The following is an 11,810-nucleotide window of genomic DNA, read 5'->3' as shown; positions in this document are numbered from 1 at the left end:
TGCTGTGGCCGGTCGTTTGCGGAGCGATGTTACATGAACGAAAGCTTAGGCAAAAATGACGCATCCCCGCCCCTCACACAGCGAGGACATCGCGGCATTTGGCTGGCGTTGCGACTCGTTGCCCAGTTCTCGCTGGTTGTGTACTATACGAATTTTCCCGAGCTGCCGTGGCAGAGAGCGGTGCTTGCGATTGGTACAGTCGCGCTCGTGGGAACCAATCTGATCTTGATCGCGTGGCGCGACGACAGGGTTTGGCGACGAGTAGAACGCACCTTTATCCTCGTGGAGTGTGGGGTCATTTCGCTGTTTAGCGCGGTTCTCCTCACCTGGACTCCACTTGGCCCCGCGGTGTTGATGGCGCTCCCGACTTTGCTTACGTACACCTCCCTGTATCGTATCGACAGGTGGCAGTGGTTGATCAGTTGTGTTCCCTTTGTCGAGATGGTGTGGATGATTCACCTGGACGTCCATTGGCGGGTTGCCGGGCAGTTCGGCGACGCACCCGTGGCTTGGTGGTTCGTCGTTTGTCTATATGCCATCATCATTTTGATTGGTACTGCATTTGCTTTTTTGCTGCAGATCCAGACGCGTGAACGGCAGCAGTTGCTGCAGGCGGTGACACAGGTACAAGAACAGGCGAAGCGACTGGAAATCGTGAACCATCAACTGAATGATTATGCGGACAAGGTATATCACTTAGCTACTGCCGAAGAGCGAAACCGCATCGCTGGCGAAATCCACGACTCGGTCGCGCATCGATTGACGGCACTCTTTGTTCAACTACAAGCGGCCAGAAGGATTTGGACGCAGGATGCAGACCGGGAAACCAGCCTGGAAAATCTGGTCGTCTGCGAAGCGCTGGCACGAGAAGCACTTGACGAGGTTCGTACGTCCGTACGCTCCATTCGGCGCACGGAGGCTGACGAGGGCATTACTTCGCTGCGCCGCTTGGCACTGCAATTTACCAAGTTGACGAGTATGCAAACTAGCTTCCAGGTCGATGCCGCCTTGGACTCGCTTCCGGCTGAGGTGCTGGCCGTCTTATATCGCGTCGTTCAGGAGGCGCTGACCAATGCGCAGCGCCACGGACGAGCCACACGTGTGCATATGGATTTGCGCAAGGCCGGGAGCGGCGTTGAGTTGGTGGTCGTGGATAACGGCAAAGGCAGTGCTGAGCTCGTCTTTGGTTTCGGACTTTCTTCCATGCAGCAACGCCTGCAGCAATACGGTGGGGACATCGTTGTCGAATCCGACCCAGGCGTTGGCTTTCGACTCGTGGCGCAGTTGCCGACTTGGAAAGGGGCATTCGGGTGATACGCGTTTTGATTGTCGATGATCAACGGTTGATGCGGGAAGGTTTGCGAACGCTTCTCGAATTAGAGGATGGAATTTTCGTGGTCGGCGTGGCGAGCGACGGTAGCGAGGTCATCGAGGCGTTAGTTCACCAACCCGACGTAATTTTAATGGATATCCGGATGCCACACGTCGATGGCATTACAGCGACCCGCGAAGTGTTACTTCGACAGCCGCACATCAAGGTGCTGATGCTGACGACGTACGACGACCGGGCAGATGTCGTCGGTGCGCTTTCCGCCGGGGCAGTCGGGTACCTCCTCAAGGACATGCCGGCAGAATCCATCGCACAAGGCATTCGCGAAGCCGTGCGCGGCGGGGCGATTTTACCACCGACTATCGCCAAGACGTTTCTGGCGGCTGTTCATCAGCAAGGGGGCGCAGTGGAACCAGGGGCGTCGGTTCCCGAGCCGGATAAGACAGCTTTATTGACCGACAGAGAAACGCAAGTACTCAACTGCCTCGCGCAAGGTATGTCGAACCGCGAGATCGGTCAATACCTGCACGTCACGGAAGGGACGGTGAAAAATCACGTCAGTAATCTGATCGCCAAGTTGAGTTTGCGGGATCGGACACAAGTCGCTCTGTATGCAGTCCGGCATGGCTACGGTCGACTTCCGTAAACTCATCGAGACCCGGACATTTCTGTACCCCCATGACTTTTGTCATGCCCATCCTCGAGGAGGCGGCCAAATAGCCGTCTTTTTTTCTATCCTTTAGCACATGTGTCCTCCTTGTGAGCGCGTTAAGCTAGTGCTAAGAGCTGAAGAACGAGGAGGCACGGACACATGTTGGAAGTCAGTCACTTATCCAAACGCTTTGGCAGCAAATCGGCTGTCAAAAATGTCAGCTTCCAGGTCAACCAGGGGGATTCATTTGGCCTGCTCGGTCCTAATGGGGCTGGGAAGTCGACGACCATCTCCATGATCACGGGGCTCGTCTCGCCGGATGAAGGGGAGATCTCCATCGATGGCAAGACTATGCGCAAACATCCCAAGTATTTGAAACGGCGGATCGGCCTGGTCCCCCAAACCATCGCTTTGTACGGGATGCTGAACGCCCGCGAAAATCTCGAATTTTGGGGAACAGTATACGGGATATCTGGGGCCAAACTGAAAGACAACGTAGCGTGGTGCCTGAAGGTTGCGGGTTTGGAGGAAAACAGCAAACAACTCGTAAAAAAGTATTCAGGTGGTATGCAGCGGAGGCTGAACATCGCGGTTGGCATGATTCATCGTCCGGAAATCTTGATCATGGACGAACCGACGGTTGGTATCGACCCCCAATCGCGCAACCACATTCTTGAAACTGTCAAGGATTTGAGTATTACCGTCATCTACACCAGTCACTACATGGAGGAAGTTCAGTTTCTCTGTGAGCGCTTAGCCATTATGGACCACGGTCAGGTCATCGCGTACGGCGACCTGGACGACGTGAGGCACTTGGCCGGAACGTTGGCGACCATCACGATGGAGGTGCACGGGGAACTCAAACCGGTTATTTCAGAGTTGCAGCAGGACCTCACGCTCAAACAGGTGCAAGTGAATGGAAACACGCTCGTCCTGCAGAGCACAAATGCGGCGACAGCCGTGAGCAAGGCGGTCATGGTCATGAGTCGCCACGGCATCCAACCTGTGAAAATCGACGTCGAAGAGCCCAACCTCGAAACCGCATTTCTGCACTTGACCGGTCGGCAATTGCGCGACGGACAGGATGGTGTCAGCCCATGACCACCCGACTCGCAATGAAGATGGCGGAGGTGAATTTGCTGGGGTTATGGCGAGATAGGAAGGCGATGGTCATGTTGTTCGCCATGCCCATCCTCATCACAGCGGTTTTGAGCTTCGCGTTGGGCGGGATCTTCGGCAGCAATCCCACCATTCCCGCATTTCCGGTTGCCGTCTACAACCAGGATACCGGGAGCATGGGAAAACAGCTGGTCGGCGAGCTCGCGAAACAGACGGGGCAAATCGAGGTGCACCAAGTGCCAAGTCTGTCGGCCGCGAGACTCGATACGACTTCGAACAAAGCCAACGTGGTTGTTTGGATACCGGCGGACTATTCAGAGCGCATTGAGCGAGGGCACGTGGCCACGGTACACGTGGAATCGAGTGGGGGCCACGAAACGGAGCGTTCCGTCGTCGAAAGCATCGTTCAATCCTATGGGCAATCTGTCGCGAATGCCATGTACGTTTCACATGCGCTGCCCAGGAGCGAGGCGACAGTGCCAAGCGCCCAAATTCAGCCCGTCTCCTCGGGTCTCCAACCGGTGACGACAGGCGCGTACTACGCCGTCGGCATGATGGTGATGTTTATGCTCACTTATGCTATCAACCGCGCAGGCGCGATGGTTCGCGATAAGCAAGGCGACCTGTACCGGCGGATGATGGCGTCTCCCGCCTCGCGTACGCGATTGCCAGTGGGCACTTGGTGTCTAATTTTGTGATTCTCGTCCTCTACGGAGCGAGTCTACTCCTATGTTTCCGATTTGTGCTCAACATTCATCTGGGGCCAGTCTATCAGGTCGCCATGATTCTCATTGCGTATGCCGTTGCACTAGCTGGCATTTCAGTGGCCGTCGGAAGCTGGGTCGACAATCTGAGGGTCATGGACTCCCTCGGTCAAATTGGCGGGCAAATCGCCGCTATCTTGGGTGGCAGTTTTTATCCGATATACGGATTTCCGCAACTGATGCAGCTGGTTGGACGCATCTTGCCAAATGGGCAGGTGCTTACGGCGATGGTCAACTGCGTGATGGGCATCCAGACCAGTGCCCTGCTCGTTCCCATCGTCTATCTAGTGTGTTTAGGCGTCGTCTTTGGGTTTGTCGGAAGCCTTCGCTATGGACGCATGCTGGAGAGGGGAGGCGTGGCAGGATGAACGCGTGTCTCGCTATCCTCAAGCGAACGCTCCTGGAGCTCATGCGCAGCCGCGGGAACGTCATTTGGATGTTGATGCTGCCAGTTGTATTTACGTTCGTGTTCGGTGTGCTCCCGTACTCACAGGGCGACTCCAAGCTGAATGTATCGGTCATCGATCACGACAACACCCCCGTGTCTCGCGGCTTCATTCAGGAGATGGAGCACAGTGGGAGCGATTCTGTTCAGGTGATTTCAGAACGCGAGGCGTCTGATGACCTGCGCAATTTTAAGACGGATGTCGTGATTGCCTTCCCATCCGGCTTGGCAGCAGAGGCGATATCGCATCAACCGCTCACCATCCAAAGTGTCGTCTCTCCCAACATCGGGCAAAACAATTCTGTTTCCTCGGCGTCCGACTTGCAAAACCAGCTTCGTCAGTGGGCGCTCGCAGGGCAAGTTGCCCTCGTTCAGGCACAGGGGAGCAGGCAATTGGACGTGCAGCAGAAGGAGCGCGCATTTGTACTGGGCATGCGACAGGCAAACGACATCCATCCGGCCGTTGCGACGACCGTGGAAACGTTGAGTGGTGGTCGATTGCAAGCCGATCCGCTGGGCGACAGGGAGCGGTCCGTCCTCGGCTTTGCCGTGATGTTCATCATTTTTGTCCTGTTTGGATCTACTGGCAACATCCTTCAAGAAAAAGTGCGCGGAACCTGGTCGCGCCTAAAGACGACTCCGTCCAGTAGAACGAGTGTCTTGACTGGTTACGGGTTATCCTTGTTCGTCGTTGGCTGGGTACAATATCTGATCATGATCTTGACCGGGCGTCTCTTGTTCCACGTTCGTATCCCGTTTAACGGGTGGATGGCCATCACGGTGTCCTTGTACATCTTCGCCATTACCGGTTTGGCTCTGTGTGTGTCGGGCCTTGTCAAAACGCAGGAACAGCATATGACGGCGGGCGGGTTCATCGCCTCGATTTCGAGCATGATAGCGGGGACTTACTGGCCGTTGGACCTAGAGCCCACGTGGATGCAGCACATCGCCTGGTTCATGCCGCAAAGCTGGGCACTGAGCGCTTTCCAAACCGCTGCGCACAGCGGTGTTACGTTCTCCGCAATTCTCTGGCCGCTCACGGTCTTGGCCGGCTTCGCGATCGTCTTCTTCAGTGTCGGCATGGTCCAGCTCCGGTACTCGTAACAGGGGCCGAACACACAGCCTCAGGAAGTACAGGGAACCAAACGGTTCCTGTGCTTCCCTGATTGCATTTCACGCGTTTTCCGGCGAGTTTGGATCAACGATTCATTTAGTGCTATATTAAATTTGCCCTTATAACTTACTTTATGTAAACAAATTATTTGCGGTTTGCGTTTGAGTGAATGCCGGCACATGTTCCCCACTTGCCGTGCCCGCACTTCAAAAGCCGCTGTCGAATCGCTGGGAGTACATAGATTCTTGTGGTAAAGCGCACTTTACAAAGATGATTCGTGGGTGATGTTTTCATTTTTTACGCGCGAAGACGAGGTATCCTCGGCGCGGAAGTGTTAGAATCGTTTTTGGAGTGGCTTCCATTGTTTACGTAATGTCTGGTTCCAGGGCCAGCAGTATCAGAAGGGTTCCGCTAGGACCCGAAGTAGGGGGATTCTTATGTTGAAGCTCGATTTGACGTACACCAACGGCTTCTTAGGAGAGGAAGAGATCTCGAACGCCCAGTCTGCGGTCAACGCTCTGCACGATGACTTACAACAGAAACGCACGCCTGGTGCAGACTTTCTAGGATGGCTGGATTTAGCGTCGAGGACGTTGCAAGAAGGTGTTGCGGACATTCTTGAGACGGCCAAGGAAATCCGTGAAAAGGCGGATGCTCTCGTAGTCGTTGGCATCGGCGGTTCGTATCTTGGAGCGCGAGCTGCTTACGAGTGGGTCAAGCCGGAGTACTACAACCAGCTGTCCAAGGAACAACGCGGCGGCCCAGAGATCTATTTTCTTGGGAACCACATTTCCGCGGATGCGGTATCCGACTTGTTGACGGTGCTCAAAGGGAAGCAGGTATATGTCAACGTCATCTCCAAGTCGGGGACGACCACGGAGCCTGCCATTGGCTTTCGCCTGATTCGTCAGTGGCTGATTGAACAGTACGGCGAACAAGAGACAAAACGCCGCATTGTCGCAACCACAGACGCTTCCAAGGGCGCACTGCGCAAGCTTGCCACCGACGAAGGGTACAAAACGTATGTCATTCCAGATGACGTAGGTGGTCGCTACTCGGTTCTGACCCCGGTTGGACTGTTGCCACTCGCCGCAATTGGCGTCGATATTGAGAAGCTGCTTCAAGGCGCAGCGGATGCTGAAAAGGAATTTGGCTCTGCATCGCTCTCCGAGAACGCGGCGTACAAATATGCTGTATTGAGAAATGCGCTGTACCGTAAAGGGTATGTGACCGAGATCTTCGCGCACTTTGAACCGGCGCTGCACTACTTCGCCGAATGGTGGAAGCAGTTGTACGGGGAGAGTGAGGGCAAGGACCAAAAAGGTGTGTTTCCAGCGTCGGTCGGGTACACCACTGACCTTCACTCCATGGGACAATTCGTTCAAGAGGGTTACCGCAACCTGTTCGAGACGTTTGTTCACATCGAAAATGGAACGCACAATGTCGATGTCCCGTCGGCGCAAAACATGGAGGATGGCCTTGAGTACCTCGCCGGCAAGTCGCTGGTATGGGTGAACGACAAGGCGCGGTTGGCTACCCAAAGTGCACACGCCGAAGGCGGTGTGCCAAACGTCCTCATCCAAGTGCCAGATAGGTCCGAGTACACGCTTGGCCAACTGTTCTACTTCTTTGAGCGAGCTTGTGCGATGAGTGGACTGTTGATGGGCGTGAACCCATTCAACCAGCCAGGTGTGGAGAATTACAAAACAAAGATGTTCCAACTCTTGGGTAAACCAGGATATCAAAAGTAAGTTAACTCTCTTTAGGAGGAATTTTACATGAGAATTTTTGTCGATACCGCGAATTTTGAAGAGATTAAAAAAGCTTACGATATGGGCATTCTCGCTGGTGTGACCACCAACCCATCTTTGATTGCAAAGGAAACGGGCGTTCGTTACGAGGATCGGATTCGCGAAATCGTTGAATACTGCAAGGGCGTCGAATCCATCAGTGCCGAAGTCTTCGGAGAAACCGCCGAAGAGATGGTCAAAGAAGGTCTCGCTTTCCACGAGATCGCGCCGAATGTGACTGTAAAACTCCCAATGACGCCTGATGGTTTGAGAGCTTGCCGCATTCTTACGGACAAGGGCATCATGACCAACGTCACATTGGTGTTCACAGCAGCACAGGCTCTCCTCGCAGGACGCGCCGGTGCTACATATGTTTCTCCGTTCATCGGCCGCTTGGAGGATGTAGCGAAGGGCAGCGGTGTCGAGCTGATTGGTAAAATCGCTGCGATTTTCCGCGAGCACGACATCAAAACCAACATCTTGGCTGCTTCGATTCGCAGCGTCGATCACGTCGAGGATGCGGCACTCGCTGGCGCAAACGTCGGTACGATGCCTTACAAAGTCATCGAGGCCCTGACCAAGCACCCAAAAACGGCAGAAGGTCTCGCTTCGTTCGCAGCAGATACGGAAAAGTACAAGTCCAACCTGAAGTAAACACCCCAAGGCGCCTTCGGGCGCCTTTTTTGATTTTTGTTCCCTAAAATCCTTCCGTGGTATCCGCTCTGTGATGAGCGATGCATCTTTCGTAAGCACCCTGTTGAGAACCATCTCCATGAAAACTCCAAAGTATCTCCAACTCATCTCTTGATTTGACCAGGTATAATTCAAAATGTCTCCGTCTAGTCGTGACCAGGTTCTGTGACTGGTGCACGGAGCTCATCCGTAAGACGCGAGTTGTGCGTCCTATCGTATGGCGTGTGTGGTACATTAGTTGTTGTTGGGCGATAACCAAAACATTTAATATCTAGGGAATGGTGTTCTATAGATGTGTTGGTATCGTCGGAGTGAGATTGGAAATGGCGCGTTGCAGAATCGGCAACGCGATGATAGATTACGGTAAATTCCGATTGGATGTATTCGCAAATCACTGATGAAGTAGGTGAGTGGTGGAAATGAATCTGTCTTCATACCAACCCCAAACATGGTCGACGAACGCGGATCAGGGAAGGAGATCACAGCGACAGAGACCACGGAAACCACAGAAGCCGCAAAAGCCACGGAAGCTGTCTTTTCGTTGGGTCGTGTTTCTTGTGTCGTGCTTCGTTTATTTTCTCGTTTCGACGTCACTGTGGATTTTTCATGGGCCGTTCCCGTCGGTTCGCAATTACGTGATTGATACGGTCGATGAAACGAGACACGGCTATCTCTTGCGGCCACTTTCTCTCTTTACGCTACCGGAATCGGTGATCAAAGCGCACGCTTTGGCGAACGGGGGAATGGTATCGCAGACCATCCCAATCAGCCAGATTCAAACGCAGAATTTTGATAACCATAGTGGTTCTATTCAAACTTACACGTATCAGGGACAGACTTACACCGCACACATTATGGTGATAAGCGATCCGCAGCGAATCAGGGTGGAAACGACCAAATACCTTGGCAAACAAGGTGAGACGGTTCAACAGATGGTCGCGGATGCCGGAGCGGTAGCGGGGATCAACGGCGGAGCGTTCTCCGATAACAACCAACAGGGAACCGGTGCGAATCCGCTCGGGATCACCATTAGCAATGGCAAAGTGATCACTGGAGCCAACTCCCATCAACGCTACGCGGAAATTGCGTTCACGCAGGGTGGACAACTGATCGCTGGCGACTACTCGCTCGCGGATCTTCAGCAGGAGGGCGTTCGCGAAGCACTCAGTTTTGGCCCAGTTTTGGTCATGAATGGGAAACCGGTCCAAACTGCAGATCAGGGGTACAATCCGCGATCGGCGATTGGTCAGACCAGCGACGGTAAGGTGATTCTCATTGTGACAGACGGCCGTGGTCAATTTGGGCACCTGGGTGCCTCGCTTGCCGACATGACGGCTCTGATGCTGAAGTACAACGCCGTGATTGCGGCTGATCTCGACGGTGGGTCGTCGACGACCATGGTTTACAACAATCAGTTGGTCAACACGCCAGTTGATTTGACAGGGGCACGCAGTGTCGCCACTTCATTCGTGGTCATGCCAGAAAGCGGGGGGCAGTAAGCATGGCTGGCAAACGGAGCTTGTTTCGACTATTTCTATGGTTTGTCGTCGCGCTGTCTGGATTGCAGATTTGCTTCTTGTGGCACTACAACTCCTTGTTTAATGCGCAGAACGCAGACGCGGCCAACGAAATTCAACAGATGGCCGATCAGTCGTCGAAATTGTCCCCAGAATCGACCCATATAGTGCAACAACTGAAGCAGAACTATCAGGGGGTTACGGTCTCACCGAATGGACAATACGCGACGTATGTAGAGAGTAATTCCGATGGATCGTACGTTTTGCACGTGGAAGACTTGCCATCTGGCAAGCAGGTGAGTGAGGCGACGAACTTGTACCCCGTGCAGTACGTGAGTTGGCTGGGCGAAGAGGAATTGTTTGTGGGTGAGCAAAAGGCACCAGGTGACTTGGAACTGAACACCGTATACGTGTCAAATGGAGACCAGGCCAATCAGACGGCTGCAAGTGTGCCGCAATTTTCGTCGCTCGCTCCAGACGCGGTGATCTCGAAAGTCGCATATAGTACGCAAACCAATGACGTATTCGTCTTGATCACGTCGAGTGGGTCGAGTGCGCTCTACCACATCGGTACGATGGAAAACGTACAAAGCGTTCCATTCAGTGATGGATACATCAAGAATATCGCGATGTCGCCAACCGGCAAGGATTTGTACGTCGAATCGCGCAGCGATGGAACTTGGAACATCTTCCGTCTCGATCAGTCCAGTACGGACAATGCAGACAGTCCGGAGTACTTGGCGACCCCTCAGTTGGCACAGGCGGACGCAGCGCTCATCACGGTCTCGGGGAACTCGTTATACTATGGGAAAATCAATGCGGATGGGCTGGTTACTTCCGTTTATCGCGAGAACGGAAACGGAAGTTCGGCCCTCGTGAAAGAGTTGTCCAGCGCGCAGTTGGCAGGGGATTTGGCGGTTGATTCGAGTGGGAACGTGCTCGTGAACCCGATTAGCACCAGCAGTGTTTCCATCTGAGAGCTGTCCTGCGTGGGATCTCACTCTGCTTGATGTCGCTTGATTCTGTCGATATGATATCGTCTCTGCGCGGATTTCAGGGTGAGGAGCACGTGCGTGATATGTCAATCCTAATGGCGTTACAGCGGTTCTTTCGGGTCCAGGGTGCGTGGAAGTTACTAGCCGCGATGCTCGTGTACGGTTGCGGCACGGGGATATTAAACCCGATGAACGCAATTTATCTGAAGGATGGCGTCCACCTCGTCAAGTTCCAGATCTCCGCAGTGGTGGCTATCGCGTTGGTTGTCAATGTCGTGATCACGTTTTTTAGTGGGCTCTGGAGCGACAAGATGGCACATCGAAAAATACTCCCGGTTGTCGCGTCAGCCGTAAGTGTCTTCGGTCTCATCGGGTACGATCACGCCAGCGGGTTCGCAAGCGCCGTGACGTTTTATATTCTATCGACCGCCCCGTCAGGGGCCATCATCGGCCAGTTGTACGCGATGGCGAGGAGCCATTTGGCTCTTGAAGCGCCGGACATCGCAGAAATCGGGATCGTCTGGCTGCGGACCTTACTCAGTGTAGGTTTCTTCATCGGACTTTACCTAGGTACGGCTTTGTATACGTGGGTGACATTTCACGGGGTCATCCTCGGCAACCTAGTCTGTTACGCGTTGATGTTCTTCTTGTTTCTCCTCTACCGGGAGCGACGAGGGCCAGTCATCGCCAAGCGCCTTCCGGAAGAAGGGGTGCAATGGGTCGTACTCATCGCGATTTTGTCGCTGTTGTGCGCAGATGCCATTCGCGGGTTGTACCTTCCCTTGATGGTCGACTCGCTGTTTAAGAACCCCGCGTTAGTGGCTCGTCTATGGAGCGTACAGGTCGTTTTTGAGTTCATCTGGATGACCGTCGCCGGGATGGCGGCGAGACGATTTGGGGACTTGCGCGTGGTATCCGTAGGTGCGGCATGCGCCCTAGTGACCTATTGCGTATACGCGTTTCACCCGTCGCTCCCTTTGCTCTTTGTAGTGCAACCCATCTACTCTTTTTTCGTGTCGGTGATCATGATTGTGGCGATGGGGATGATTCAACGTATGTTTTTGAGCAGGGCGGGGTTTGGCAGCTCATTGTATTTCGTCCTAAGTCAGTCTGCCGCGCTCATTGGATACCTAGTTCCGAATCTCATCTCGGGGTTCTCCCCGCATATTTTCTATATTCCGTCCATGCTTATGGTGGTATCGGTCACGTTATGTATTGGACAGATTTACAAAAATTCACGAACCGGGACGGCAAGTTCATCGGTTCACGAGGTCAGCTGAGCAGATGGTCACAAAATTGACATACCATCTCCACGTAAATCCCACAACTAGGGCGTACCATGAAAATTGCAAGACAGTCTCCGTTCCGACAGCATCGTTCCGTCTTGCTGT

The 11,810-nt window shown here is 53.7% G+C and carries 11 protein-coding genes; all 11 read left to right on the top strand.

The window, feature by feature from the left end:
• The first annotated feature begins 33 nt into the window (after positions 1 to 33).
• The 11 genes from NZD89_RS18365 to NZD89_RS18315 all read left to right on the top strand — a co-directional run bounded on the left by NZD89_RS18365 (position 34) and on the right by NZD89_RS18315 (position 11,699).
• Entirely contained in the window at positions 34 to 1,314 is a 1,281-nt protein-coding gene (locus tag NZD89_RS18365) for a sensor histidine kinase (protein WP_268004219.1), read from the top strand.
• Positions 1,311 to 1,976, top strand: a complete 666-nt coding sequence (locus NZD89_RS18360; protein ID WP_268004218.1) for a response regulator — start codon at positions 1,311 to 1,313, stop codon at positions 1,974 to 1,976. Before NZD89_RS18365 ends, NZD89_RS18360 begins: the two co-directional genes overlap by 4 nt.
• A gap of 165 nt (positions 1,977 to 2,141) precedes the next feature.
• A complete protein-coding gene (locus tag NZD89_RS18355) occupies positions 2,142 to 3,083 on the top strand; it encodes an ABC transporter ATP-binding protein (protein ID WP_268004217.1) in 942 nt (313 codons plus the stop codon).
• Positions 3,080 to 3,799, top strand: a complete 720-nt coding sequence (locus NZD89_RS18350; RefSeq protein ID WP_268004216.1) for an ABC transporter permease — start codon at positions 3,080 to 3,082, stop codon at positions 3,797 to 3,799. The genes NZD89_RS18355 and NZD89_RS18350 overlap by 4 nt, the downstream gene beginning before the upstream one ends.
• On the top strand, positions 3,784 to 4,233 hold the full coding sequence (locus NZD89_RS18345) for an ABC transporter permease (protein ID WP_268004215.1): 450 nt from the start codon (positions 3,784 to 3,786) through the stop codon (positions 4,231 to 4,233). The genes NZD89_RS18350 and NZD89_RS18345 overlap by 16 nt, the downstream gene beginning before the upstream one ends.
• Positions 4,230 to 5,414 (top strand): ABC transporter permease, encoded by a 1,185-nt coding sequence (locus tag NZD89_RS18340; RefSeq protein ID WP_268004214.1) that lies wholly within the window; start codon positions 4,230 to 4,232, stop codon positions 5,412 to 5,414. The genes NZD89_RS18345 and NZD89_RS18340 overlap by 4 nt, the downstream gene beginning before the upstream one ends.
• Before the next feature lie 447 nt (positions 5,415 to 5,861).
• Positions 5,862 to 7,175: a glucose-6-phosphate isomerase gene (locus NZD89_RS18335; protein ID WP_268004213.1), complete on the top strand. Its 1,314-nt coding sequence runs from the start codon at positions 5,862 to 5,864 to the stop codon at positions 7,173 to 7,175.
• A gap of 27 nt (positions 7,176 to 7,202) precedes the next feature.
• The gene (gene fsa, locus NZD89_RS18330; protein WP_268004212.1) at positions 7,203 to 7,868 is read left to right on the top strand and encodes a fructose-6-phosphate aldolase; all 666 of its coding nucleotides are present in this window, start codon (positions 7,203 to 7,205) and stop codon (positions 7,866 to 7,868) included.
• A 596-nt stretch (positions 7,869 to 8,464) separates the two neighbouring features.
• Positions 8,465 to 9,406 carry a phosphodiester glycosidase family protein gene (locus NZD89_RS18325; RefSeq protein ID WP_268004211.1) on the top strand — a complete coding sequence of 314 codons (942 nt, stop codon included), beginning with the start codon at positions 8,465 to 8,467 and terminating at the stop codon, positions 9,404 to 9,406.
• A 2-nt stretch (positions 9,407 to 9,408) separates the two neighbouring features.
• The gene (locus tag NZD89_RS18320; RefSeq protein WP_268004210.1) at positions 9,409 to 10,401 is read left to right on the top strand and encodes a hypothetical protein; all 993 of its coding nucleotides are present in this window, start codon (positions 9,409 to 9,411) and stop codon (positions 10,399 to 10,401) included.
• A gap of 101 nt (positions 10,402 to 10,502) precedes the next feature.
• Positions 10,503 to 11,699: an MFS transporter gene (locus tag NZD89_RS18315; protein ID WP_268008535.1), complete on the top strand. Its 1,197-nt coding sequence runs from the start codon at positions 10,503 to 10,505 to the stop codon at positions 11,697 to 11,699.
• The last annotated feature ends 111 nt before the right edge of the window (positions 11,700 to 11,810 follow it).

Origin of the sequence: Alicyclobacillus fastidiosus (assembly GCF_026651875.1) — a bacterium.
GTDB lineage: Bacteria > Bacillota > Bacilli > Alicyclobacillales > Alicyclobacillaceae > Alicyclobacillus > Alicyclobacillus fastidiosus.
This window is presented reverse-complemented; position numbering and strand designations above follow the sequence as displayed.

Bases quoted from the DNA above. Each gene is read 5' to 3' on its own strand.
- NZD89_RS18315 (WP_268008535.1), top strand. From the start codon at position 10,503: ATGTCAATCCTAATGGCGTTACAGCGGTTCTTTCGGGTCCAGGGTGCG.
- NZD89_RS18340 (WP_268004214.1), top strand. From the start codon at position 4,230: ATGAACGCGTGTCTCGCTATCCTCAAGCGAACGCTCCTGGAGCTCATG.
- NZD89_RS18320 (WP_268004210.1), top strand. From the start codon at position 9,409: ATGGCTGGCAAACGGAGCTTGTTTCGACTATTTCTATGGTTTGTCGTC.
- fsa (WP_268004212.1), top strand. From the start codon at position 7,203: ATGAGAATTTTTGTCGATACCGCGAATTTTGAAGAGATTAAAAAAGCT.
- NZD89_RS18335 (WP_268004213.1), top strand. From the start codon at position 5,862: ATGTTGAAGCTCGATTTGACGTACACCAACGGCTTCTTAGGAGAGGAA.
- NZD89_RS18350 (WP_268004216.1), top strand. From the start codon at position 3,080: ATGACCACCCGACTCGCAATGAAGATGGCGGAGGTGAATTTGCTGGGG.
- NZD89_RS18355 (WP_268004217.1), top strand. From the start codon at position 2,142: ATGTTGGAAGTCAGTCACTTATCCAAACGCTTTGGCAGCAAATCGGCT.
- NZD89_RS18365 (WP_268004219.1), top strand. From the start codon at position 34: ATGAACGAAAGCTTAGGCAAAAATGACGCATCCCCGCCCCTCACACAG.